At 69.6% G+C, this 24,833-nt stretch carries 20 protein-coding genes and 1 tRNA gene; 13 read left to right on the forward strand and 8 right to left on the reverse strand.

What is annotated here, in order from left to right:
* Positions 1–147: 147 nt before the first annotated feature.
* The gene (locus tag SACXIDRAFT_RS18580) at positions 148–2,244 is read left to right on the forward strand and encodes a S9 family peptidase (RefSeq protein ID WP_040922777.1); all 2,097 of its coding nucleotides are present in this window, start codon (positions 148–150) and stop codon (positions 2,242–2,244) included.
* A 185-nt stretch (positions 2,245–2,429) separates the two neighbouring features.
* Here SACXIDRAFT_RS18580 and SACXIDRAFT_RS18585 read toward each other — a convergent pair whose 3' ends face one another.
* From SACXIDRAFT_RS18585 to SACXIDRAFT_RS18600, 4 genes are read right to left on the reverse strand one after another with little or no spacing between them, the layout of a single operon-like run.
* On the reverse strand, positions 2,430–2,813 hold the full coding sequence (locus SACXIDRAFT_RS18585; protein ID WP_006240198.1) for a nitroreductase family deazaflavin-dependent oxidoreductase: 384 nt from the start codon (positions 2,811–2,813) through the stop codon (positions 2,430–2,432).
* Between the two features lie 41 nt (positions 2,814–2,854).
* Positions 2,855–3,226: a fluoride efflux transporter FluC gene (locus SACXIDRAFT_RS18590; protein WP_006240199.1), complete on the reverse strand. Its 372-nt coding sequence runs from the start codon at positions 3,224–3,226 to the stop codon at positions 2,855–2,857.
* On the reverse strand, positions 3,223–3,648 hold the full coding sequence (locus SACXIDRAFT_RS18595) for a FluC/FEX family fluoride channel (protein WP_006240201.1): 426 nt from the start codon (positions 3,646–3,648) through the stop codon (positions 3,223–3,225). Before SACXIDRAFT_RS18595 ends, SACXIDRAFT_RS18590 begins: the two co-directional genes overlap by 4 nt.
* A 42-nt stretch (positions 3,649–3,690) precedes the next feature.
* Complete coding sequence (locus SACXIDRAFT_RS18600; RefSeq protein ID WP_006240202.1) at positions 3,691–4,728, reverse strand: GlxA family transcriptional regulator; 1,038 nt, start codon at positions 4,726–4,728, stop codon at positions 3,691–3,693.
* A 94-nt stretch (positions 4,729–4,822) separates the two neighbouring features.
* Here SACXIDRAFT_RS18600 and SACXIDRAFT_RS18605 point away from each other — a divergent pair, with 94 nt between their 5' ends.
* Entirely contained in the window at positions 4,823–5,521 is a 699-nt protein-coding gene (locus SACXIDRAFT_RS18605) for a DJ-1/PfpI family protein (protein ID WP_006240203.1), read from the forward strand.
* A 78-nt stretch (positions 5,522–5,599) separates the two neighbouring features.
* A tRNA-Pro gene (locus SACXIDRAFT_RS18610) sits at positions 5,600–5,673 on the forward strand.
* A gap of 119 nt (positions 5,674–5,792) precedes the next feature.
* Here SACXIDRAFT_RS18610 and SACXIDRAFT_RS18615 read toward each other — a convergent pair.
* Genes SACXIDRAFT_RS18615 through SACXIDRAFT_RS18630 form a run of 4 tightly spaced genes read right to left on the reverse strand, consistent with a single transcriptional unit; the run spans position 5,793 to position 10,455 of the window.
* Complete coding sequence (locus SACXIDRAFT_RS18615) at positions 5,793–6,638, reverse strand: amidohydrolase family protein (RefSeq protein ID WP_006240204.1); 846 nt, start codon at positions 6,636–6,638, stop codon at positions 5,793–5,795.
* 60 nt (positions 6,639–6,698) lie between these two features.
* Positions 6,699–8,135, reverse strand: a complete 1,437-nt coding sequence (locus SACXIDRAFT_RS23365; RefSeq protein WP_006240205.1) for a YlbE family protein — start codon at positions 8,133–8,135, stop codon at positions 6,699–6,701.
* Positions 8,132–9,610: an AllF/FdrA family protein gene (locus SACXIDRAFT_RS23370; protein WP_006240206.1), complete on the reverse strand. Its 1,479-nt coding sequence runs from the start codon at positions 9,608–9,610 to the stop codon at positions 8,132–8,134. Before SACXIDRAFT_RS23370 ends, SACXIDRAFT_RS23365 begins: the two co-directional genes overlap by 4 nt.
* The gene (locus SACXIDRAFT_RS18630; RefSeq protein WP_006240207.1) at positions 9,607–10,455 is read right to left on the reverse strand and encodes an oxamate carbamoyltransferase subunit AllH family protein; all 849 of its coding nucleotides are present in this window, start codon (positions 10,453–10,455) and stop codon (positions 9,607–9,609) included. The genes SACXIDRAFT_RS23370 and SACXIDRAFT_RS18630 overlap by 4 nt, the downstream gene beginning before the upstream one ends.
* Positions 10,456–10,538: 83 nt before the next feature.
* Here SACXIDRAFT_RS18630 and SACXIDRAFT_RS18635 point away from each other — a divergent pair, with 83 nt between their 5' ends.
* The 10 genes from SACXIDRAFT_RS18635 to bar all read left to right on the forward strand — a co-directional run bounded on the left by SACXIDRAFT_RS18635 (position 10,539) and on the right by bar (position 24,799).
* Positions 10,539–12,200, forward strand: a complete 1,662-nt coding sequence (locus SACXIDRAFT_RS18635) for a PucR family transcriptional regulator (protein ID WP_006240209.1) — start codon at positions 10,539–10,541, stop codon at positions 12,198–12,200.
* Positions 12,201–12,341: 141 nt separating this feature from the next.
* Positions 12,342–13,733: a uracil-xanthine permease family protein gene (locus tag SACXIDRAFT_RS18640; protein WP_006240210.1), complete on the forward strand. Its 1,392-nt coding sequence runs from the start codon at positions 12,342–12,344 to the stop codon at positions 13,731–13,733.
* Positions 13,730–14,614 carry an FAD binding domain-containing protein gene (locus SACXIDRAFT_RS18645; protein WP_006240211.1) on the forward strand — a complete coding sequence of 295 codons (885 nt, stop codon included), beginning with the start codon at positions 13,730–13,732 and terminating at the stop codon, positions 14,612–14,614. Before SACXIDRAFT_RS18640 ends, SACXIDRAFT_RS18645 begins: the two co-directional genes overlap by 4 nt.
* Positions 14,611–15,120: a (2Fe-2S)-binding protein gene (locus SACXIDRAFT_RS18650; protein WP_006240212.1), complete on the forward strand. Its 510-nt coding sequence runs from the start codon at positions 14,611–14,613 to the stop codon at positions 15,118–15,120. The genes SACXIDRAFT_RS18645 and SACXIDRAFT_RS18650 overlap by 4 nt, the downstream gene beginning before the upstream one ends.
* Positions 15,117–17,507: an aerobic carbon-monoxide dehydrogenase large subunit gene (cutA, locus tag SACXIDRAFT_RS18655; RefSeq protein ID WP_006240214.1), complete on the forward strand. Its 2,391-nt coding sequence runs from the start codon at positions 15,117–15,119 to the stop codon at positions 17,505–17,507. The genes SACXIDRAFT_RS18650 and cutA overlap by 4 nt, the downstream gene beginning before the upstream one ends.
* Complete coding sequence (locus SACXIDRAFT_RS18660; RefSeq protein ID WP_006240215.1) at positions 17,504–18,142, forward strand: SRPBCC family protein; 639 nt, start codon at positions 17,504–17,506, stop codon at positions 18,140–18,142. The genes cutA and SACXIDRAFT_RS18660 overlap by 4 nt, the downstream gene beginning before the upstream one ends.
* A 254-nt stretch (positions 18,143–18,396) precedes the next feature.
* Positions 18,397–20,520, forward strand: a complete 2,124-nt coding sequence (locus SACXIDRAFT_RS18665; protein ID WP_006240216.1) for a hydantoinase/oxoprolinase family protein — start codon at positions 18,397–18,399, stop codon at positions 20,518–20,520.
* Positions 20,517–22,460 (forward strand): hydantoinase B/oxoprolinase family protein, encoded by a 1,944-nt coding sequence (locus tag SACXIDRAFT_RS18670; protein WP_006240217.1) that lies wholly within the window; start codon positions 20,517–20,519, stop codon positions 22,458–22,460. The genes SACXIDRAFT_RS18665 and SACXIDRAFT_RS18670 overlap by 4 nt, the downstream gene beginning before the upstream one ends.
* A 211-nt stretch (positions 22,461–22,671) precedes the next feature.
* The gene (locus tag SACXIDRAFT_RS18675; RefSeq protein WP_040922274.1) at positions 22,672–23,634 is read left to right on the forward strand and encodes a carbamate kinase; all 963 of its coding nucleotides are present in this window, start codon (positions 22,672–22,674) and stop codon (positions 23,632–23,634) included.
* 25 nt (positions 23,635–23,659) lie between these two features.
* On the forward strand, positions 23,660–24,799 hold the full coding sequence (gene bar / locus SACXIDRAFT_RS18680) for a barbiturase (RefSeq protein ID WP_006240220.1): 1,140 nt from the start codon (positions 23,660–23,662) through the stop codon (positions 24,797–24,799).
* The last annotated feature ends 34 nt before the right edge of the window (positions 24,800–24,833 follow it).

Here is a 24,833-nt window from a genome sequence, read left to right on the forward strand (position 1 = left end):
GAAATCAGCCGGGAAACATTGCCGGCTGCCGTCGTTCGTTGCGAATTCCGGCCTGAGTGGACACGGATCGTTGCGCACGCACGTGAAGATCACGGATGGGGGCGGCGACTGGCCTCGCCGGTGTGGCGTCTGCGACAGTGGGACCTCGTGACGGACGATCTCTCATTCCTTCGCCGCCAGGCCAGGACCCAGCGGTTCACGCTCGGAACACCGAAGAATTTCCTCGTCGGAGGAGACGGTGACCGGGTGCTGTTCCTGCGGTCGCGGTCGGCGACCGACCCCCGCAACAGCCTGCTCTGCCTCGATGTGCGCACCGGCGAGGAGTCCACGGTCGTGGATCCCGCCGCCTTGGTGCCGGGAGAGGAGGAGCTGCCTGCCGAGGAACGCGCTCGCCGCGAGCGGGCGAGGGAGACCTCGGGCGGCGTGGTCGGCTACGCGGCGGACGACGCGCTGAGCGTCGTGGCCTTCCCGCTGTCGGGCAAGCTGTTCACGGCACGGCTCGACGGCGGTGAACCCCGCCTGCTGGTGGACGCGGCCGTGGTCGATCCGAGGCCCGACCCCGTCGGCAGTCACGTGGCCTACGTCAGCGACCGCAGGCTGCGCGTCGTGGACCTCGGCACGGGTGCCGATCGCGTTCTCACCGAGGACGAGGGCCCCGACGTCACCTGGGGCCTCGCCGAGTTCATCGCCGCGGAGGAACTGAGCAGGACGCGCGGCTACTGGTGGTCGCCCGACGGCCAGAGCCTGCTGGTGCAGCGCACCGACCGCTCGCGGGTGCCGACGTGGACCATCGCCGATCCCGCCAACCCCGGCACTCCCGCCACCACGACGGCGTATCCGGCTGCGGGAACCACCAACGCGGTGGTGTCGCTGTCGTTCATCGGCCTCGACGGCAGCAGGGTCGATGTCGAGCGGGGCGACTGGGAGTACCTCGTGTCCGCGCACTGGTCGGCCTCCGGCGACCCGCTCGTCGCGGTCGCCCCGCGCGACCAGCGGCGCATCGATGTCTACGCGCTCGACCCGCGTGACGGTTCGGCGCGGCTGCTGCACAGCGAGACGGACCAGCGCTGGGTCGAGGTCGTCACGGGCGTGCCGGCGTGGACCACCGACGGCAGGCTCGTGCACGTGGCAGTTCGCGACGACACCTATCGCCTCCTCATCGACGGCGAGCCGGTGACGCCGAGGGGATTGCAGGTGCGGTCGGTGCTCGACGTGGGCGCCGAGGTGCTGTTCTCCGGCTCGGAGGGCGACCCGACGCAGATCCACGTGTACCGCACCAGCGGCGGCAGTGTGCAGCGTCTGTCCGGAGTGGATGGCGTGCACATCGGTGCGGGCACGGCCGAGGTGACCGTGCTGTCCAGTTGGAGCCTCTCCCACAGCGGCCCTGCGGTGTCGGTGCTGCGCGACGGCGAGCACGTCGCCGACATCGCCTCGTTCCCGATGGACCCGGGGCTGGAACCGCGCCCGGTGTGGCTGACCCTCGGCGAGCGTAAGTTGCGGGCGGCGCTGCTGCTGCCGACGGGGCGCGAGGTGGGCGACGGCGGCGAGTCTCTGCCGGTGCTGCTCGACCCCTACGGCGGCCCGCACGCGCAGCGGGTACTCCAGAGCCGCAACGCCTTCCTCACCCCGCAGTGGCTCGCCGACCAGGGTTTCGCCGTTCTGGTGGCCGACGGCAGGGGCACGCCGGGCAGGGGGAACGCCTGGGAGAAGGAGATCCACCACTCGTTCGCCGACGTGACGCTGGCTGACCAGGTGGACGCCCTGCACGCCGCCGCCGAGCGGTATCCCGGCCTGCTCGACCTCAGCCGCGTGGCCATCAGGGGCTGGTCGTACGGCGGGTATCTTTCGGCGCTGGCGGTGCTGCGCAGGCCCGACGTGTTCCACGCCGCCGTCGCAGGGGCCCCGGTGACCGATTGGTCCCTCTACGACACCGCCTACACCGAGCGGTACCTCGGGCACCCCGACGAGGTCCCCGACGTCTACGAGCGCAACTCGCTGATCGCCGACGCGCCGTCGCTGAGCAGGCCGCTGATGATCGTGCACGGTCTCGCCGACGACAACGTGTTCGTCGCGCACGCGCTGCGGCTGTCGGGCGAGCTCCTCGCCGCGGGCCGCGAGCACGTGTTCCTTCCGCTCGTCGGCGCCACGCACATGACGCCGCAGGCCGAGGAGGTCGCCGAGAACCTCATGCTGACGCAGGTGCGCTGGCTGAAGCGGCAACTCGGCGTCGAAGCAGGAGGCTGACCCACCCGCACCGTGTCCGCACTTGTCGCACGAGTGTTGGCAGTCTGTGCACTCGTGTCCGCACTTCTCGCGCGCGTGTCCGCAGTTTGTGCACGTGTGCTGGTACTTCTCGTACGCGTGTCGGGAGGTGCTGGACAGGGGTCCGCTGACCGGCGCGGACCCCTGGTGCGGTGTCAGGCTGTTTGTCAGGCTGTTTCGTCGAGGTAGACGAAGTCCGAAAGACCGAGCGCGGCCATCGGGCGGCGCAGGGCGCGCGGAGCGGCGGAGCAGGTCTCGTCGTGGACGAGCCTGGCCCCGCGCGGGCGCACGGTGCGGCCACGTGTGCGGAGTTCGCAGTGTCTTGCCGCGAGGACGTTGCGCACCCAGTCGGACTCCTTCCCGTACACGATCGTGATGGCGTAGCCCGGTTCGCCGGTGCGGAAGACGGCGACAGGTGTGGAGTAGTGGCGGCCGGATCGGCGTCCGACGTGGTTCAGCACCCCCAACCCCGGTATCCACGGTGCCACGAGCCGGAGCGCACGGTTTGCGGCGACCCGGTTGAATCTCGCCAGCGTGCGAGGCAACGCCATCGTTTTCTCCTCTCGGGCAAGAATTCCCCCCTCGTTGAAAACTAGCCGAGGAGCTCGCCGATCGCGACACCGCCGGCCACCGCCAGCAGAGCCGATGCTGTCGTCACGGCCACGTTCGCCGCAGCCGTCCAGCGCCCGCCGTCGAGGAACAGCCGCAGTGTCTCGTAGCTGAACGTGGAGAACGTGGTGAGCGCCCCGCACAGCCCCACCGCCACGGCGGCGTGGCTCGCGCTTCCCGCCGCGCCGGTCAGTGTCGCGCCGGTGAGGACGCCGAGGACGGCGCTGCCGAGCATGTTGACACTCACCGTGCTCCACGGGAAATGGGAGCGCTGCCGGTGGCGCACCTGCGTGTCGAGCAGGTAACGCAGTGTCGCTCCGGCCGCCCCGCCCAGCAGGACCAGCAGAACGGTCACGACCTGCCTCCCCGGCCCGCTCGCCGCAGCCGCCTCCCGGTGCCGACGAACCCGGCTGCCACGGCCACGAGAGACGCGGCGAGGGACCCGGCGACATAGGCCACGGCCACACCGGCGTTCCCGTGCCGCACCGCCTCCACGGTGTCGAGCGCGAACGCCGACATCGTCGTGAATCCGCCGAAGAACCCGATGCCCAGAAACGGCCGCAGCAGCAGCGGCAGCCGTCCGTGCTCGACGAACGCCATCAACGTGCCGAGTCCGAGGCAGCCGAGAACGTTCGTCAGCAGCGTGGACACGGCGAACTCGCCGGGAGGGTGAGCGAACAGTTCGGCCATCCCGTAGCGGGCGAGGCTGCCGAGCGCGCCGCCTGCCGCGATGGCCAGCAGCACGTCCCTTCGATATCCAGCGACCACGGCTGCCATCGTCGCCGATCCCTCGGCGACGTGGTGAATGGGCGGTCAGCGTCACACGAGTTCGCTCACGCCAGGGGCTGCCACGGCATCACGTCCGAGCCCAGTGAGCACATCGGACACATCCCCGCTGCCGGGAGAGCCGCGAAGCATCCTGCGATATGCCGAGGGGGCGGTGGCGTAGTGCGCGAGAAACGCCTGCCGGAGCGTGTGGGCGGAACCGAACCCGCAGCGCCGCGCCACCGCCGTCAGCGGAAGGTCGCTCGTGGACAGCAGACGTGCGGCCTGCTCGACACGCACCGCCCTGACGTAGCGGCTGGGGGTCGCGCCGAGATGCGTGGTGAAAAGGCGGGTGAGGTGCCGCGGGCTCACACCGGCGCGGGCGGCGAGTGACGCGGTGCCCAGGTCACCGTCGGGGTGCGCGCGGATGTGGGCCACGAGGTCCCGCAGCGGCCCGTTGCCGGGCGGCGGTGCGGTGAGGAACATGCTGACCTGGGCCTGATTGCCGGGTCGTTGCAGGTAGACGACGAGGTAGCGGGCGACGTCCCGCGCCACGGAGGCGCCGTGGTCCGCCTCCACGAACGCCAGCGCGAGGTCGAGGGCACTCGTGACGCCTGCTGACGTGTAGACGTTGCCGTCCCTGACGAACAGCGGCGCGGGGTCCACGGTCACGTCGGGCGCGCGGTCGGCGAGCCGTGCCGCCCATCGCCAGTGGGTGGTGGCGCGCCGCCCTCGCAGGAGCCCGGCTGCGGCGAGCACCGTCGCCCCCGTGCACACCGAGGCGACGCGCCTGGCGTCGGTGGCGATCCTGCGGAGGTGTGCGGTGAGCCGGGTGTCGCAGGCCGCGGCCTCGTGGCCGAGCCCGCCGGCCACCACGACGGTATCGACGCTTCCTCTGACTTGGTCGAGCCGGGCGTGGGCGGCGAGTGTGAGCCCACCGGAGCAGCGCACGGGGCCACCATCCACGGTGGCGAGCGTGACCTCGTAACCGGGTTCACCGCCCAGCCGGTTGGCGCCGTCGAAGACGTCCGCGGTGCAGGAGATGTCCAGCAGCTGGGCGTTGTCGTAGGCGACGAGGACGACGCGGCGCATGCGACGACGCTAGCAGCGGCGCGCAACGGACAGGGGGCGGTCGGTTCCGGACATCGCGCTCCCTCACCGGGCCGCACGCGGTGATCGTGGCCGTATGAAGACGATCGCTTTCGTGACGTATCCCGGTCTCACCGCCCTCGACCTCGTCGGCCCTCTGACGGTGCTCGACCCGCTGTCGGCGCTGCTGCCCGACGAGTTCCGCACGGTGCTGGTCGGCGAGCACACGGGGCTCGTGTCGTCGGATACCCCGCTGCGGATCGCGGCGAGCCACACATTCGACGAGGTCCCGGAGCCGTTCGCCGTCGTCGTCCCCGGCGGGCTGGAGCCGACGATCGAGGCGATGTCGGACGAGCGGCTGCTCGCCTACCTGCGCAGGGCGGGCGAGACGGCCGAGGTGCTGGCGTCGGTGTGCACGGGTTCGCTGGTGCTGGCGGCGGCGAGCCTACTCGAAGGGTACGAGGCCACGACGCACTGGGCGTTCCTCGACCTGCTGGAAAAATTCGGGGCGAAGCCGGTGGCGAAACGCTGGGTGAGCGACGGCAAGGCGTTCACGGCGGCGGGAGTGGCGGCGGGCATCGACGCGGCCCTCCACCTGGCCGCCACGCTGGCAGGGGAGGACGTCGCGCGCACGATCCAGTTCGGCATCGAGTACGACCCCAGGCCCCCGTTCGGGCCGCTGAACTGGGAGGACGCGCCACGCGACATGTGGCAGGCGCTGCGGGCGGACGCGCTGCGCGAGGGCACAGCCGAAGCCCCGGACCTCGCGCGCAAACTGGGTGTGGCCGCGTCGTGATCGACGACGGCACCCCCCGTGCGGCGCGTTCCGAGGGGGCGGTAAGCTGACTGCCATCACCGCGACGGTGGTGATGGCCGGGCTGTGGCGCAGTTTGGTAGCGCACTTGACTGGGGGTCAAGGGGTCGCAGGTTCAAATCCTGTCAGCCCGACGGTCGTAGAAAAGCCCCTGATCGGCGGGAAACCGCTGGTCAGGGGCTTTTTTTGTTTTGCCACGTGGTCTGGGGCGCAGGCACCGGGCGGCGATTCCGCACCGACCGAGCCGGATCGCCTACCCGCTCAAGGCGAACACCCGCCGTGCGTTGCCGCTGAGGAACAGGCCCTTCGCCTCGTCGTCGAGGCCTAGTTCGTCGAGCCTGCGCAGGCAGTCGGCCGCGGTGATCATCGGGTAGTTGCTGCCGAAGAGCACCCTCTCGCGGCCCCTTCCCCGCAGGAACTCGACCAGTTCAGCGGGGAGCCGGTGCACCGCGTAGGCGGAGGTGTCGATGTAGAAGTTGGGGTACTTCGTGGCCAGCGACAGGACCTCGTGAATCCACGGGTAGCCGACGTGTCCGCCGACCACCACCAACTCCGGAAAGTCGAGCAGAACCTCGTCCAGGTAGGGAATGGGCCGTCCCGGCTCGGACGGGCACAGCGGCCCGGTGTGCCCGATCTGGGTGCAGAACGGCACCCCGAGTTCGGCGCAGGCCACGTAGACCGGGTAGTACCTGCGGTCGTTGGGCGGCAGATTCCACAACCAGGGCACGACCCGGACCGCGACGAAACCGAGTTCCCGCACGCAGCGGCGGATCTCCCGCACCGCACCCATCGGGTCGGTCAGATCCACCGCTGCCACGCCGCGAAAACGGTCCGGGTGGCTCGCGACGACGGCGGCCACCTCGTCGTTGGAGATCAGGGGTCCGGTCGGCCCGTGCCACGCCGAGAGCAGGCCGCAGGACACCCCGGCCCGGTCCATCGCCGCGATCGTGTCCCGCACCGGAGGGGCGTGCCTGTCCATCCCGGTCCAGCGCACCAGGGTTTCCAGCCACGGCTGCCGCATGAAGCGGTCGTTGGGTTGCTGCATCCAGGCATCGACGACGTCAACGACGTCGGCGGCTTCGGTGACACTGTCGGGCATCGCGGGCTCCTTCCCCAGAGATCGGGCGTGACGCGGTGGGCGCCGGTCACGCCCGTCGCGTCACGCCCCGATCTTGCCTGTCGGCATGCCCGGCTCGCCCACCCGCGCGCGAGCCCGCTGCGCGAGCGCGGCCAGCGCGGCGGGGAAGATCTCCGCAGGAGGCTTCACCAGTCCGGCGCCGACCTGACCGACACCGGGTTCCTTACCCGCCATTCCGGTGTTGATCTGCGGCAGGATTCCGGTGCGGCAGACGAGGGAGACGTCGATACCCGTCGGCGCGCCCCGGAACTCCAGAATCGGGATGCTCCAGCGCGGGTTCTCGGCGAGGGTGATCTCGTACATGCGTTGTGTGGTGGCCAGCGCCTCGGGCACGGTGCCACCGACGAACCGCACGATGGGTGGTGCGGTGGCCATGGAGAAGCCGCCGAGACCCGCGGTCTCGGTGATCGCGGAGTCCCCGATGTCCGGGTTGGCGTCCTCGGGGCCGAAGTCGCCGATGAACAGCCCGTCGGCGAGCTGCGCCGGTCCGGTGAACCACTCGTCGCCGGTGCCCGACACCTGGATGCCGAAATCGGTGCCGTTGCGGGCCATCGCGACCACCATGGTGGAACCCTCGATGTCTCGCGCGGCGTCCAGCGCGAGCTTGCAGGCAGGCATGGCGAGGTTCAGGAAGAAGTGGTCGTTGCCGCCGATGAACCGCAGCACGTCGGACACGTCCGTGGCCGGATGCCCCGAGGACACCAGCGCGGGGGAGAGGTCACGCAGCAGCATCAGAGTGCCCGCCCGGTTGCGGTTGTGCGCCTCGTCGCCCATCTGCACCATCTGCGTGAGAATGCCGGTGATGTCGATCGGGCCGGTCGCGCGCACGGCGTCGCGCAGCGACGGTCCCAGCACGTTGGACATCCAGCGCAACCGCTCGAGCACGTCGGGCGCGTAGGCGCCGTACCGCAACACCTTGCCGAGTCCCTCGTTGAGCGAGCAGTAGGTGCGCCGTCCCGAATCCGGGTCCTCCACGACGAACATCCACATCGATGGCGAGACCACACCCGCCATCGGCCCTACCGCGCTGCGGTGGTGGCACGGTTCGAAGGTCAGTCCGCCTGTCTCGAAGAGCGTTGCGGCGTCGGCGGGGTCGGGCACGATCCCCTCCAGCGCGGCCGCCCCGAGCAGCGCGCCGCGCAGCGGTCCCGAGGTGCGGTCCCAGGTGATCGGTGGTCCGGCGTGCAGGAAGTGGCCGCGTTCGAGGCCGAGTGCCTCGGCGGCGGGAACCACGTCCACCAGCATCGCCCGCACGTCGAGCATCGCCTGTGCGGCACGCTGATTCGCGGCGTGGCGCAGCGGGTCGGCCATGACCGTGGCCAGGTCGTTCTCCGTTCCCGGCATGGGAGGACGCCAGTCCACGTGCGACACCTCGACGGCCTGGCTCGTCAATGCGGTGGCGAAGAGTTCGGCTCCGGCGGTGGTGACCGAGGTGGGGGCGTCGCTGGGTCGGTTCATCGAATACCTCCGGTGACCAGTTCGACCGCGCGCCGGGTGGCGTCGGCATTGGACAGAAAGACCTCGGCACCCGCTTCGGCCAGCGCGCCCGCCTGCGAGTGCAGTCCCTGCGGATCGGATTCGGTGCCCACACAGGTGACGACGATCGGCACCTGACGCTGCTGCCGCGCCGCCGCGATGGCTGGTGCGAGCGTGGCTGCGGGGTCGGGTTCGGCGCCGTGACCGAGCACCACGTCCACAAGCACCACGGCGGTGTCCGGATCGGCGGCGACCTTGGCGAGATGGTCGAGCCGCAGGGTCGGGTCGATCATCGGGTGTGCCCTGGCCTTGGTGAGGGAGTCTTCACCGAAGTCGAGCATGCTGTGGTCCTCGGGGATCGAAACGCCGTCGAGTGCCAGCGCCGGGTCGAGCGGGATGTTGCTGCGGATGGGGCCGAGTGTCTCGGCTGCGATGAGCATCGCCTCGTCACACAGCGTGCCACCGGCGAAAAGGCCGCGCAGGTATCGGCCTCCCGCCGGGGCGGACCGCCCGCCCCAGCGTGGCCAACGTGGCGCAGGCCGGCCGAGCGCCGCCAGCACGGCCTCGGCGGCACCGGTCAGGTCCGGCTCGCCGGGCGCCAGGAGGGCCAGCAGCACCGGCGTGGTCAACTCGTCGGCGAACCGGCGCACCGCGTCGGCCACCCGGGGAGCGGGCGGCTTCGAGACCACCACGATCAGCTCCACCGCCGGGTCGGCGTCCAACCGGCGCAACGCGGCCATTGTGGACAGTCCGCCGACCTGCTCGCCGAGATCGCGGCCACCGACGCCGAGTGCGGCTCCGACGCCGACACCCGCGGCGTCGAGCAGGCACAGCAGTTGCTGGCAGCCGGTCCCCGAGGCGGCGACCATCCCCACCGGGCCGGGGCGGGTGGTGTTGGCGAAGCCGAGACCGACCCCGCCGACCAGCGCTGTGCCGCAGTCCGGCCCCATCACCAGCAGTCCCCGCTCCGTGGCGGTGCGTTTGAGGACCAGCTCCTGCTCCAGCGGCACGTTGTCGCTGAAGACCAGCACGTCACGGCCCGCGTCGAGGGCGTCCATCGCCTCGACGAACGCGTGTTGGCCCGGCACCGACACCAGCGCCAGTTCGGCGCCGGACCGGGACAACGCTGACCGCGTCGTGCGCGGTGCGGCGGCGACCCGCTCGGCGCTGTCGCCACCGCTGCGGGAAGCCGCCAGCGCCGAATCCACGGCGGCCAACGCCTCCTGCCGCACGCTCTCGTCCTCCAGCCGCAGCGCCACCACCATGTCGTTGGGTGACACCGCCGCAGGTATCCGGAAGTCCATCGAGGCGAGCACCTCGACGTTGAGGGGTGTCGCCATCACCACCTGCGCTGCGATCACCCCGGGCAGCGCGGCGACAGTGCGGCTCACCTGAAGCAAGGTCACGGAGTCGGCGTACGCGCCTGTGCGCAGCTCGACGTGGGCAACACCGGTCACACCAGGGTCCTTTCGGTGGGGGAACGGACGAGGAGGTCGAGAGCGAGGGACACACCGAGCGCCATGCCGGAGCCGGAGGTGTGGCCGACCGCGAGCAGCGCGCTCACGGACGAGCCGGGGTCGTCGCCCGAGGCGAGGTCTCGCACCAGACGCCGGAACTGCGGCAGTGCTTCACCCCGGGCGGCGCAGTCGAGCAGAGTGGCCGAGAGCGCGGTGGTGTGCCGTGCCGCCAGCGCGGTCACCGCGCCCGCGACAGCGCGCGATTTCTCCACGTGGTGGCCACCGCGCGCGGCGGCGGCGACCGTGGCGAGCCAGCCGCACAGCACGTCGTCGCCGAGCGGCGTCAACCCGCCACCACGCCCCAGCAGCAGCGGCACGGCGCTTTCGTGGCCGTCGCCGAGCAGCTTCAGCGCGACGTCAGGCAACTCCCGGCACACGTCCGGTAACCGCCTGAGTCTTCCGGACAGCTCTCGCCGTGCCCGCTGTGCCGACGCTGCGGGCAGGGCGGGCACCGACGCGTCGATCAGCCTGCCGACAACCACGTCCGTGCCGTCGAGCAGGAGTGCTCCGCCGCCCACGCGCGCGGTTGAGCCGGGGACTGTTCGCGTGCCGGCGCCGAGGGCGTCGGTCAGCGAAGGCAGCGTGGTGTGGAGTCCACAGGGGACCGCGCTGGCGGACTTCGTGAGCACGCCGAGGCAGAAGCCGCCGACGTCGAGGTAGATCGCGTCGCGGCCGACGTGCACGACGACGGCCGTGCGGACCCGGCCCGAGACCACGTCACGGACCCGGCCCGTGGCGGCGGCGCGGACCCGGTTCGTGGCCGAAATGTGATGCGGCGCGAGCATTCCTCGGACGCTAGTCGTTCGGTACGGTACCCCGAATGGTGAGTCTTGCCAACGTTCGCGTTGATCAACGGCAGGAGATGCCAATGCGCCGCTACTTCCTGCCGCTGCGGGAATTCCTCACGCTGGGTTGCCTGGACGGGACCATCGTGCTCGCCGGGGCCGCAGGGCTCGATCGCCCGGTGTCCGCGGTCAACGTCATGGAGGTCCCGGATGTGCTGGACTGGGTGAAGCCACAGGAACTGTTGGTGACCACCGGGTACCCCCTGGCGGCAGGCGACAGTGATCCGGCCGCTGTGCTCGCCGACCTGATGCCAGGTCTGCACGCGAACAACCTCGCCGGAATCGGCGTCAAACTCGGCCGCTACCTCGACAGCATCCCCGCCGAGGCGCTCGCTGTCGCCGACGAACTCGGCTTCCCCGTGCTGGGCCTGCCGAGGGAACTGGCCTTCGACGACCTCATCGCGCAGGCGTTCGCGCAGCTGGGACACCGCCACGCCGATGCGCTGGCCCGTGCCGACACCCTGCACACCACACTGTCCCAACTGGTGTTGCACGGCGCGGACCTGGACCGGATCAGTGCCGAGGTGGCGCGGGTGCTCGGTGTCGGCATCGTGGTCACCTCCACCGATGGACGGGAATGGGGCGGAGCGCTCGACGAGGAACTGCGGACACGGCTCATCGACCTCGACCTGATCGACTCCTCAGGACGCGTCCGGGTCGAACGGCTCAGAGCGGGGCCGCATCCGGTCGGGGACGGACAGGCCAGGGTGCTGCCGGTGCCCGCGGGAGGCACCGATCTGGCACGGCTGGTGTGCGTCAGCCCCGAGCGCGCTCTCGGCTACGACGACGTGCAGGCGCTGGAGCGCACCGCGATCATCGTCGCGCTGTTGCTGACCCGCCAGCAGGCGGTGGCGGTGGTGGAGAACAAGTATCGCGGTGACTTCCTTCGGGACGTGTTCCTGGGTCGCGCGGGCGACGAGACGTTCGTCGTCGAACATGCCCGCACGTTCGGCTGGGAACTGGATCGGCCGATGGCCGTGCTGTCCGCCGAGATGGATCCGGTGGAGCCCGGAGAGGAGCCGGTATTCGACAACACCCGCCGACAGTGGCACGAGCGGTTCGCGGCCGCGTGGCGCACGGTGTGCGCGTCGTGGGACCGGTCGATCTCCACCGTGGACTTCTCCACCGAGGTGGTGAGCCTGCTGCCCGCGTCCGTGGCGGGTGACTCGCCCCGTGACGCGGTGGACCAGCTGGTCGCGTCCGTGGCGGGCGACCGAGGCGGCGGGCGGCGACCGTTCTCCGTCGGGGTCAGCCGCGTGGTGTCGTCGGTGTCGGAACTGTCCACCGCGTACAACCAGGCGCGGCGGGCGATCCAGGTGGGACGGCGCATCAGCGGAGGGCGCTGTACCACGTGGTTCGACGATCTCGGGCTGCACCGGCTCATCGCCTTGGTGCCGGACCCGCGCGAGTTGCGCGAGTTCGCTCTCGACGTGCTCGGTGAACTCGCCGCCGACACCTCGGAAGCGGCTGATCTGCGCGTGACGTTGCAGGTGCTGCTCGACAACAATCTCAACGTGGCCGAGGCGGCACGCAAACAGTTCTTCCACTACAACACGATGCGTTACCGCATCAGCAAACTGCAGGCGATGCTCGGTCCGTTCACCACGGACCCGCTACTGCGCCTCAACGCCGCGGTCGCGCTCCAGGTGCTCGACCTGGATCGCGGCTCCGGCGCGGTGCGCTGACCCGCGCCTCGGGCTCGGCGAGCAAGGTGTGCCAGTGACACGGCGGCTCGTTCGGCAGATGTGGCTAATGCCGCAGTGTGATCTACAGCATTAGCGTCAGGCACCAAAATCCCAGGCCACCGTGCAGCTGTAGGAGAAGTCGTGACCAGATCCATGTTCGATTGGAAAGTCGTCCACGGCGGGAAGGCGCCGCCACCGGGTGCTGCTGTGGGGCCGATGGAACGGCTCAGCTGGGGGCGAACCCTGGGCCTCGGCGCCCAGCACGTCGTGGCCATGTTCGGCGCCACGTTCGTGTTCCCGGTCGTGATGGGTCTCGACCCCAATCTCGCGATCATGTTCTCCGGTATCTGCACGATCATGTTCCTGCTGATCGTGCAGAACCGGGTGCCGAGCTATCTGGGAACCAGCGCGTCGTTCGTGGCCGCTGTCGCGGCGATCCGGTCGCAGGGCGGTGATTCCGCCGACGTCACCGGAGCGATCCTGGTGGGCGGTCTGGTGCTCGCGGCCGTGGGCCTGCTGATCCACTTCGGAGGGGCACGGATCCTGCATAAGGTGTTGCCGCCCGCGGTCACCGGCGCGGTGATCATGCTCATCGGCTTCAACCTCGCGCCGGTGGTCGCCGACGTCTACTGGCATCAAGACCAGTGGGTCGCGTTGCTGACCGCCACCTTTATGGTGCTGGCGGCGGTGCTGCTGCCCGGGTTCTGGTCGCGCATCGCCGTGTTCCTCGCGCTCGTGTTCGGCTACCTCGTGTCCTGGCTCGCGGACCTCACGTTCGGGCCGATCACCTCGGTGCTGCCCACCAGCGACGGCGAGGCCGTCGCGCACGACCGCGTCTCCTGGGAGCAGGTGGCGGAAGCGGACTGGTTCGGACTGCCGAGCGGCCAGCTGGCCGACGGCGTCGCGGTGCTTCACGCGCCGTCGTTCTCCCTCACGTTCGTGCTGCTGGTGCTGCCCGGCGTGATCGCGCTGATCGCCGAGAACGCGGGCCATGTCAAGGCGGTCGCGCAGATGACGGGTGACGACCTCGACCCCTACATGGGAAGGGCGATCGCTGCCGACGGACTCGCCACGGCACTGGCCAGTTCGTTCGGTGGTTCGCCGACCACCACCTACGCGGAGAACATCGGCGTCATGGGCACCACCCGCGTGTACTCCACCGCCGCCTACTACGCGGCGGCCGGGGTCGCGATCGTGCTCGGGCTTTCGCCGAAGTTCGGCGCGATTGTCAACGCGACCCCTGGTGGTGTGCTCGGCGGGATCACCCTCGTGCTCTACGGGATGATCGGTCTGGTCGGCGTGAAGATCTGGGTCGAGAACCGCGTGGACTTCGGAAACCCGGTCAACCTCATCGGGCTGGCCGCCGGCCTCATCGCCGGGATCGGCGGCGTCAGCCTGACCTTCTCCGAGAACTTCGAACTCGGCGGGATCGCGCTCGGCACCATCCTGGTGATCGTGTACTTCCACCTGGTCAAGGGGCGCAGCGAGCGACTCGCGGCGGACACGGCGGACGCGCCGGTGGAACCGAAGTGAAACCGGCACCGTTCGCGTTCGCCCGCCCCACCTCACTGGCGCAGGCGCTGGACCTGCTGGCAGCGAACCCCGACGCCAAGGTCCTCGCCGGCGGGCAGAGTCTCGTCCCGCTGCTGTCCATGCGGCTGGCGTCGCCCGCGCTGCTCATCGACATCAACGCCATCGACGCGCTGTCCCGGATCACCGCGGACAGTGCGGGGGTGCGGGTCGGCGCGGTGGCCAGACACGCCGAGGTCGAGGCGCATCCGCAGGCACGGCGCGTGCAGCCGCTGCTCGCCAAGGCGCTGCGGCTGGTCGCGCACCCGGCCATCCGTAACAGGGGCACCACCGTGGGTTCGATCGTGCACGCCGACGCCGCAGCGGAGATGCCTGCCGTGCTGCGCCTGCTCGGTGGACACGTCACGGCGCGGTCCACGCGGGGCAGCCGCACGATTCCCGCCGACGAGTTGTTCGCAGGGCCGTTGGAGTCCACCGTGCGCCACGACGAACTGGTCACCGAAGCGTTCTTCCCCGCACTGTCCGCTTCGGACGGTGTCGCCTGCGACGAGGTCGCGCGCAGACACGGGGACTACGCGCTCTGCGGGGTGGCCGCCGTCGTGTCCTCGACGCCGGACGGCCGGGTGACGTCGGTGCGCGCGGGCTATCTCTCGGTGTGCGAGGTGCCGACCGTCGTGGAGCTGTCCGACGTCTTCGGCGCGGGCGAGATGACCGACCGGGCGCTGGCCGATGCGGCAGAGCTGGCGCTGGACTCGCTGGACCCGGTGGACGACATACACGCCACCGCCGACTACCGAAGCCAACTCGCCCGGGTGCTGACCCGGCGCGTGGTGCGTGCCGCGTATGACGATTCCCGGGCCAGGCAAGCGGAGGTGGTCCAGTGAGCGAACAGACCTACGACATCTCGCTGCACGTCAACGGGGTGACCAGGCGGCTGTCGGTGCCGGCGCGCAGGCTCCTCAGTGACGCCTTGCGGCACGACCTGCGACTCACCGGCACCCATGTCGGCTGCGAACACGGTGTGTGCGGCGCGTGCACCGTCCTTGTCGATGGCAAGCCGATGCGGTCGTGCCTGCTGCTCGCGGTCTCCGCGCAGGACTACGAGATCACCACGGTGGAGGGGCTGGCCGAACCGGACGGCTCACTCGGTCCGGTGCAGCGAGCGTTCAAGGAGTGTCACGGGCTGCAGTGCGGATTCTGCACGCCGGGCTTTCTCACCACGATCACGGCGGGACTGGCGAGCAATCCCCGGCCGACACGGGACGAGGCCAGGGAAATGATCGCCGGGAACCTGTGCCGCTGCACGGGCTACCAGAACATCGTCGCCGCGGTGGTGCGGGCCGCCGAACTGGCCGAGCACACCGGCGAGGGAGGAGAGGAGCCAGCGTGACGACGCAGATGATGGGGGAGAAGGTCCGCAGGGTCGAGGACGACCGGTTGGTGACGGGCAAGGGCCAGTACGTGGACGACCTGCTGCCCGGTGCGCTGGAAGCCGCCGTGCTGCGCAGCCCGCACGCACACGCTCGGATCCTCGACATCGACGTGGAGCCGGTGCTCGACCTCGATGGCGTCGTGGCGGTGTACACCTACGACGATCTGGTCGGCCCGATGGCCGAACCGCTTCCCGTGCTCATCCCGCACCCGGCACTCACCCACGGCCGGGCCCAGTACGCACTGGCCAAGGACGAGGTGAACCACGTCGGCGAGGCGATCGCGTTCGTCGTCGCGCGGGATCGCTACATCGCCGAGGACGCCGTGTCCCGGATCAGGGTCACCTATGAGCCGTTGCCACCGGTGGTCGGTATCGAGGCCGCACGCGCCGCCGAGCGCCTGGTGCATCCGGACGTGCCGGGCAACGTCGCCGCGAGGATGGAGCAGTCGGTCGGTGACGCCGACGCCGCGATCGCGTCGGCCCCGCACCGGCTCACCCTCGAACTCGACATCGAGCGCAGCGCCTCGATGCCGCTGGAGGGGCGCGGGACCGTGGCCCGCTGGGACACCGACTCGGGCAGGCTCCAGGTGTGGAGTTCGACCCAGACGTCCACGGGAGTGCGGGCGGCGATCGCCGCGAAACTGCAGCTCGACCTGGTGCGGGTCGAGGTGATCACGCCCGACGTCGGGGGCGGCTTCGGGGTCAAGATCCTGCATCCCTGGCCGGAGGAACTGCTGGTGCCGATGGCGGCGATGGCGCTGGGGCAGCCGGTGAAGTTCACCGAGGACCGGCGCGAGCACTTCATCTCGTCGGCACACGAGCGCGGCCAGCATCACGAGGTCGAGGTCGGTTTCGACGACGAAGGACGGCTGCGGGGGCTGTCGGTGCGGTTCTGGCACGACCACGGCGCCTACACGCCGTACGGGTTGATCGTGCCGATCATCACCTCCACGCAGCTGCTCGGCCCCTACAAACCGCACAACTACCGGGTGATCTTCGAAAGCCTCTACACCAACACGGTGGTGGTGACGCCGTACCGGGGGGCGGGACGGCCGCAGGGCGTGTACGTGATGGAGCGGACGATGGACGCTATCGCGGCACACCTCGGCAAGGACCGGACCGAGGTGCGCGCCGTAAACTTCATCCAGCCCGACGAGTTCCCCTACGACCACGGACTGACCTTTCAGGACGGTCGGCCGCTGATCTACGACTCCGGTGATTACCCCGCTTCGCTGGAGAAACTGAAGAAGCTCATCGGCTGGGACGAGTTCGAAACCATGCGGGACGAACTGCGCGCCATGGGACGCAAGGTGGGCATCGGGCTCGCCTGTTACGTCGAGGGCACCGGTGTCGGCCCCTACGAGGGGGCACACATCCAGGTGGAGACCTCGGGCAAGGTCAAGGTCGCCATCGGACTGACCTCGCAGGGCCAGGGGCATCAGACCGCGTTCGCACAGATCGTCGCCGACGAACTCGGGGTGGCGTTCGAGGATGTCGAGGTGGTCACCGGCGACACCCGTCGTATGCCCTACGCGGTGGGCACGTTCGCCTCCCGAGCGGCGGTGATGAGCGGGTCGGCCGTGGCGCTGACGGCGCGCAAGGTGAAGGCCAAGGCGTTACGCATCGCGGCGGACGCGCTCGAGGCATCGGTTGACGACCTGGAGATCGTCGATGGGCAGGTGCGGGTCAAGGGCGCACCGAACTCGCGGATGGACCTCGGCACCGTGGCCGTGTTGTCCAACCCCCTGCGGTATGCCTTCGACGAGGCTTCCAAGGCGGCGACCCAGTTCTCCGTAGGCAAAGCGGATCAGCCGCCGGTCGCCGAGGACGACCAGCCCGGCCTTGAGGGAACCGACTTCTACTCGCCGCCACGATCCACGTTCGCCAACGGTATGCATGCCGCCGTCGTGGAAACCGATCCCGACACGGCCGAGATCCGCATCCTGCGCTACGCGGTGGTGCACGACTGCGGCACCCTCATCAACCCGATGATCGTGGAGGGGCAGATCCACGGCGGTGTCGCGCAGGGGGTGGGCGGCGCGCTGTACGAGCGGATGGAATACGACGCCTCCGGCCAGTTGCTCAACGCGTCGTTCATGGATTTCCTCATGCCGTTCGTCACCGAGGTCCCCGAAACGATCGACATCGATCATTTGGAAACCCCCTCACCGCTGAACCCGCTCGGCATCAAGGGCGCGGGCGAGGCAGGCGTGATCCCGTGTGCGGCGGTGTTCGCCTCCGCGATCGAGGACGCCGAAGGGGTGCCGATCACCTCGATGCCGATCTCGCCGTCACAGCTCTATCACCTTCGTCTTCGTCACGAGGAAGGACGTATTTCGCCATGAGGATTGCCGGAGAAGCCACCCTGAACGCGCCGGTGAAGCAGGTCTGGGACGCGTTACTGGACCCGGCGGTACTGGTCCGTACCATTCCGGGGTGCGAGCGGCTGGAGACGACAGGGGAGAATTCCTACTCGATGACCGTCACCGCCGGGGTGGCGTCGATCAAGGGCACCTACGGCGGGACCTGTACCCTGCGTGACCTCGACCCGCATCGGTCGCTGGTGCTGTCCGCTCAGGGCGAGGGCGCACCGGGCACGATCACCGCGAATGTCAAGGTGGTGTTCGGGGAGAACGAGGACGGCACGACGTCGCTGTCCTACGACGCCGACGCGGTGGTCGGCGGGATGATCGGCGGGGTGGGGCAGCGGATGCTGACCTCGGTGAGCAAGCGGCTGGCGGGTGAGTTCTTCGACGCCGTGGATGGTGTGCTCACCGGAACCGAGCAGGCTGCGGCGCCGGTGCAGGCCGCCGAAGCACGGCAGGGCGCTCCCGTGGAGTCCACTGTGTTCACCGCTCCCGTGCAGGCGAGACCCGCAGGGGATTCGGACTCCTTCCTCAAGGGGGTCGCCCTCGGTGCCGGTCTGATGCTGCTGGGGGTCATCGCGGGGTCGCTGACCGGCCGAAGGTGCCGGGGGTAGCGAAGGCTGACGACGTGCGCCGCCGCCCGAACAACATCGGGTGGCGGCGCACGTCGTTCTAGTCAGGCGCTGCTTCGCCCTGGCCACAATGGGACTGCCTCCCGGGAACCGGGCCGGTAGCACAGGTGACGGCCGGAAGCCAGCCCTGGTGGGAGCGAACCCGCGATGTTCGGCAGGGTATGCCAATGGAGCGCTGTCGCGCTGGGAGAATGTGCCATGGTCCTGATGTCCCGGGACAGGCTTGAATCGGCGACATGAGCGAGCAGCGCCGCATCCGCATCGGGATGGATACCGGAGGCACCTTCACCGACGTCGTGGCCTTCGACGAGTCCACCGGCCGGTTGACCACCACCAAGACACCCTCCACACCGGACAACCCTGCCGACGGCTTCATGACGGGCATCGAGAAGGTGCTGGCCATGCTGGGTGGCTTCGAGCACCTGGACCGGTCGCGGCAGGGCGCGGCGATCAGCGCCGTCAGCCACGGCACCACGGTGGCCACCAATCAACTGCTCGAAGGCAAAGTGGAGAAGCTGGGCTTCGTCACCAACGAAGGCTACGAGGCGATCCTGGAGATCGCGAGGCAAAGCGTGCCCGACGGGTACGGAAACTCGTACTTCTGGGTCAAGCCGGACCGGATCGTCCCGCGGCACCTCGTGCGTTCGGTGCCGGGCAGGCTCGACCACACCGGCGCGGAACTGCGCCCCTTCGACGAAGCCGAGGCCCGAGAGGTCGCTCGCTGGTTCCGGTCGAGGGGGATCGAGGCGATCGGTGTGTGTTTCCTGCACGCCTACGCCAACCCGGAGCACGAGGAACGGATGCGCGCCGTTCTCGCCGAGGAGTACCCCGAGGCGGTGGTGTCGGTGTCGTCGGAGGTGTTGCGCGAGTACCGCGAGTACGAGCGGTCGATGACCACGCTCGTGGACGCGGCCGTGAAGCCGAAACTGTCGCGATACGTCAACAACATCAAGACCAGGCTGGACGCGTACGCCGCTGCCGAGGGCCAGTCCGGTCCGCCGCTGTACGTGATGAAGTCCAACGGCGGCGTGCTCAGCGCCGACGAGGTGGTGCACCAGCCGATCACCACAGTGCTGTCCGGCCCGGCTGCCGGCGCGCTCGGCGCGGCGCTCATCGCGCGTACCGCGGGCTTCGACAAGGTGGTCACCTGCGACGGGGGTGGCACCTCCACCGACGTCTCGGTCGTCATCGACGGTGAGCCGAGCCTGACCACCGAGGGCAGCGTCGGCGTGTATCCCTGCAAGATCCCGATGATCGACGTGGCCACCGTCGGCGCGGGCGGCGGCTCGATCGCCTGGCTGGCGCCCGAGGGCAACCTCAAGGTGGGACCGCACTCCGCGGGCGCGGACCCGGGCCCGCTGTGCTATCTCAAGGGCGGCACCGACGTCACGATCACGGACGCCCACGTGGTGCTCGGCCGCATTCCCGCCCACCTGCTCGGCGGTGAGATCCCGCTCGACGTCGAGGCCGCTCGCGCGGGGCTTCGGGCATTGGCGGACAAGCTGGGGCTCACCGTGGAGGCCTGTGCCACCGGCGTGCTGGAGATCTCCGCGTGGAACCAGGCCAACGCGCTGCGGCAGATTACCGTCAAACGCGGTCTCGACGTCCGTGACTTCACCCTCACCACGTTCGGCGGCTCGGGTTCGTTGCTGCTGTGCAGGCTCGTGGACATTCTCGGCCTGCCCTCGGTGCTCGTCCCGCCGAACCCCGGCAACGTGTCGGCGTTCGGCCTGCTCACCGTGGACGTGAAGAACGACTACGTGCGTACCCACGTTCGCCTTCAGGACGCGCTCACCCCCAGCGATCTGTCCACTGTGTACGCCGAGCTGACCGAGCAGGCTCGGATGGCACTGACCAAGGAGGGCTTCGCCGAGTCCGAGCACCGGTTCCTCCGGTTCGCGGACGTGCGGTACTTCGGCCAGGCCTTCGAGGTCCGGGTCCCCGTCCCGCAGGGGCCCATCGACGACGCGCTGATCGACGAGGTCGCCACCCGCTTCCACGCCGAGCATCGAGCGCTGTACGGGTACGACTTCGCCGACGACGACAGCCAGCAGGTCGAGTGGGTCAATCTGCGCGTCTCCGGGATCGGCGCCATCAGGCGGCCCACGCTGGTGAAGCAGGAGGTCGCCGCCGACCCCGGCGTGCCGGTGGAACGGTCGCGGCGAGGGGTGTGCTTCGACGCGGAGCAGGGATACCTCGACACCCCGGTCTACTGGCGGCCGGACCTTCAACCGGGCCAGGTCGTCACCGGCCCCGCGGTCGTGGAGGAATTCGGCGCCACGGTGCCGCTGCATCCCGGCTTCACGGCCCGCATCGACGAGTACTTCAACATCATCGTGACCCGGGAGGGGCAGGCATGAATACGACAACCGACAGCCGCAGGGCGCCGACGCGGTTCCCGTTCGGGATGCTGACAGCGGATGCGGGCGCGAGCGCCGACCCGGTGCTGGTCGAGATCGTGCAGGGCAGCCTCGCATCGGTCGAGATGGAGGTGGAGACCGCCATCGCGCGGACCTCACGCAGCCCGATGATCCGCGACGCGCACGACTTCCGGGCAGGCATCCACGATCGGTTGTTGCGCAAGCTGACCGGCCGCTCCTACAGTGCGCTGGTCCACCCGGTGGCGCGGGATTTCCCGCTGGAGGAGATGAAGCCGGGCGATGTGTTCTTCCACAACGACGTCTACCGGTCGGAGGGTGGCATCGGGCATCTTCCCGACCTGTGTGTGACCGTGCCGGTGTTCCACGACGCCGGTTCCGGACCGGAGGTCGTGGCGTTCGTGCAGGCGTTCGGCCATCACGACGACATCGGAGGCTCGGTGCCCGGCTCGATGCCGAGCCAGGCGACGAGCGTGTTCGAGGAAGGGCTGATGGTGCCGCCGATCCGGTTGTGGGAACAGGGCGAGCCCAACCGCGCCGCGCTTTCCATCATGACGAGGAACTCGCGGATGCCCGAATCGCTCGCCGCCGACCTGGACGCGGAGTGCGCGGCGTGCCTGATGGGGGCGCGCAGGCTCGGCGAGCTGTTCGACCGCTACGGCCGCGACACCGTGGAAGCGTGCTTCGACTCGATCATCGACAGGACGACCCGGACCTACCGGCGCGAGATCCTGTCCAAGATCCCGGTCGGTTCCTGGGTATGGGAGGACTACGCCGAGCACGACGGCGTGGACGAGCCCAAGCTGCACCGGCAGCGGATCACTCTGACCAGGACCGCTCCCGATGATCCGGAAGGGGAGCGGCTGATCCTGGATTTCGCGGGCACCTCACCGCAGGCGAAGGGCCCGATCAACCATTGCGGCGACTACTCCGACGGCGTGTTCCTCAAGAAATGGCTCGCCCCGATCCTGCGCAACCTGGCCGACACGCCGGAACGCATGGCCGAACTGGACGTCAACGAGGGCATCGTCCCGCTGATCGAGATGCGGTTCCCGCCGCCGGGTACCTTGCTGACCCCGGTGTTCCCCGCACCGACCAACGCCAGGACGTTCGTGATCCTGCGGTTGCTCGGGGTGCTCGCCGGAGTGGTCGCCAAGGCGGTCGATGGTGACATGCCCGCCGACCAGGAGACCATCCGGTACACCGGTGTTTACGGCGAGGACCACGACGGGCGCGCCTACCTCATGCGGGAGGTGCTTGGCGGTGGTTCCGGCGGCCGGTCCTATGCGGACGGTGAGGACACCATCCACGTGGTGCCCGACTCGCGCAACCTGCCGACCGAGTTCACCGAATCCCGCTTCCCGTTCCTGGTGGAGAAGCTGTCGTTGGCGGTCGATTCCGGTGGTGCCGGCAAGTTCCGTGGCGGGCTCGGCTACGAGAAGCACATCCGGATGCTGCGCGACGGTCATTTCATGTCGATCGCCGACCGGTCCATCCTCGCCTGCTGGGGTGTCAAGGGTGGCAAGGCCGGCAAGCCGTTCGAGGTGACGATCGACCCGGGCGGCCCGAACGAACGTCAGGTGGACGCGCTGGCCGACGCCGAGCCGGTGAAGGCGGGCGAGGTGATCCGGATCCGCACCACGGGCGGCGGCGGCTGGGGTGATCCGCTGGAGCGGGACCCCGAGCTGGTCGTTCGAGATGTGGTGTGGCGCAAGGTTTCCTGCGACGCGGCACTGTCCGACTACGGTGTGGTGCTCACCGGGTCGCTCGACGACGACACGGTCGGCTACGACGCTGCCGCCACCCGTGACCTCCGTGACCGCATGCGCGCGGAGGCCGATGGTTCCGCGTTCTTCGACCGGGGCCCGGGCTACGCGCGGCTCAGCGGTGGGGAGAGTACCGCCGGGGTGGACTGGAGCTGACCCTCCCGCGCTGTCCGTTCGCGCCGCGCACACCGAAGCCGCAACCGGCTCGCGTGTGCGCGGCGTTTGCCGTCGTGGCGCCTGTTTTCCTGGTTCGCTCCGGTCTCGGCCACGCCCGCGTGCGTCGATGGCATGTTCTGTCTGATAATCCCGCCGTCGCTGTATGAACTTGCCAATGATCGCGGCTCGCGGGCGGCTTAGTGTCGAGGCCATGCGGATCCTGATCGCTCTCGGCGGCAACGCCATGACCGCCGCCGACGGGCAGGCTCGCCCGGAGGACCAGCGGGCGGCCATCACCGAGGCGGCGGAGCCGATCGCCGATCTTGTCGCCGCTGGACACCAGCTGCTGCTCACCCACGGCAACGGGCCGCAGGTGGGCAACCTGCTGGTGAAGAACGAACTCGCCGCCGACGTGGTGGCCCCGGTGCCGCTGGACTGGTGCGGGGCGCAGACCCAGGCCACCGTCGGCATGCTGCTGATGAACGCGCTGGACCGGGCACTGTCGGCACGCGGCCTTGCCGCACGAACCGCGGCGTTGGTCTCGCGCACGCTGGTTGACCCCGGCGACGAGGGGATGCGTACCTTCACCAAACCCGTCGGGCGCTACCTGACGCGCGCCGAGGCGGAGAAGCTGATGGCGCACGGGCAGCGGTTCGTCGAGGTGCCGCAACGAGGTTGGCGGCGCGTGGTCGCCTCGCCGCGACCACGGAAGGCGCTCGACATGCCCGCGGCCGAGGCATTGCTGGACGCGGGTTACGTCGTCGTGTGCTCCGGCGGCGGCGGGATTCCCACGGTGCGGGCCGAGGACGGCACCCTGCACGGGGTCGAAGCCGTCATCGACAAGGACCTCACCGCCGCGTTGCTCGCCGAGCAGATCGCAGCGAACGTGCTGGTGATCGCCACCGACGTCGAGTCGGTGGTGACGGACTGGGGTACCCCGAAGGCGGCTCCGATCGGCAGGGTCACCAGCACGCGCCTGCGCGAGATCGCGCGGGAACAGGGGTTCGCAGCCGGCTCCATGGGGCCGAAAGTGGATGCGGTCATCCAGTTCGCCGAACGGGCGGGAGGCACGGGCATCATCACCTCTCTGCACCGGCTGGCCGATTCCGTCGGCGGCACGGTCGGCACCCAGGTCGTGCCGGCAGCGACCACGAGCGCGTCGCGCTCGGCCTGACCATCTCACAAGGAAGGAAGCACACATGCCATCCGCGATCGAAGTACGCAAGGTGCCGATCCACTCGGTCGCCGACGCGAGCGAGCTGGCCAAGCTGATCGACGACGGGGTGTTCGAGGCCGACCGCGTCGTCGCGATCATCGGCAAGACCGAGGGCAACGGCGGGGTGAACGACTTCACCCGCATCATCGCCGACCGCGCCTTCCGTGAGGTGCTCGTTGACAAGGGCACCCGGCCGATGGAGGAGGTCCGGCAAATCCCGATCGTCTGGTCGGGCGGGACCGACGGTGTGATCAGCCCGCACGCCACGATCTTCGCCACCGTCCCCGAAGAGAAGGCCGAGCCGACCGACGAGCCACGGCTGACCGTCGGGTTCGCGATGAGCGAGCAGATTCTTCCCGAGGAGATCGGCCGCCGCCCCATGATCGAGAAGGTCGCGGCAGGGGTGAAGGAAGCCATGGCCCGCGCGGGTATCACCGACCCCGCCGACGTCCACTATGTACAGACTAAGACGCCGCTGCTGACCATCGACACGATTCGTGACGCCAAGAGCCGGGGCAAGTCGGTGTGGACGGAGCACACGCTGGAGTCGATGGACCTGTCCAACGGCACGACCGCACTCGGCATCGGGGTGGCGCTGGGTGAGCTCGAACTGCCGAGCGACGAGGAAGTCCTGCACAACCGCGACCTGTACTCCAAGGTCGCATCGTGCTCCTCGGGTGTGGAACTGGACAGGGCGCAGATCGTGGTCGTCGGCAACGCCAGGGGCGTCGGCGGCCGGTACCGCATCGGCCACTCCGTGATGCGGGACGCGCTGGATCAGGACGGCATCTGGGACGCCATCCGCGACGCCGGGCTCACCCTGCCGGAGAGCCCAAGGCACACCGACCTGGACGGTCGGCTGGTCAACGTGTTCCTCAAGTGCGAGGCCTCGGCGGACGGCATGGTGCGCGGGCGGCGTAACGCGATGCTGGACGACTCCGACGTGCACTGGCACCGGCAGATCAAGGCCTGCGTCGGCGGCGTCACGGCCGCGGTGACCGGCGACCCCGCCGTCTTCGTGTCCGTTTCGGCCGTCCATCAAGGCCCTTCCGGGGGCGGCACGGTGGCGGCGATCGTCGATCTGGGTGCCGAGCCGACCGGCTACCGCGCTCCCCGCGACTGACCATATCCCAGGCCACACCCTGGCCGGGCCCACC

Source organism: Saccharomonospora xinjiangensis XJ-54 (assembly GCF_000258175.1).
GTDB classification, from domain to species: Bacteria; Actinomycetota; Actinomycetes; order Mycobacteriales; family Pseudonocardiaceae; genus Saccharomonospora; species Saccharomonospora xinjiangensis.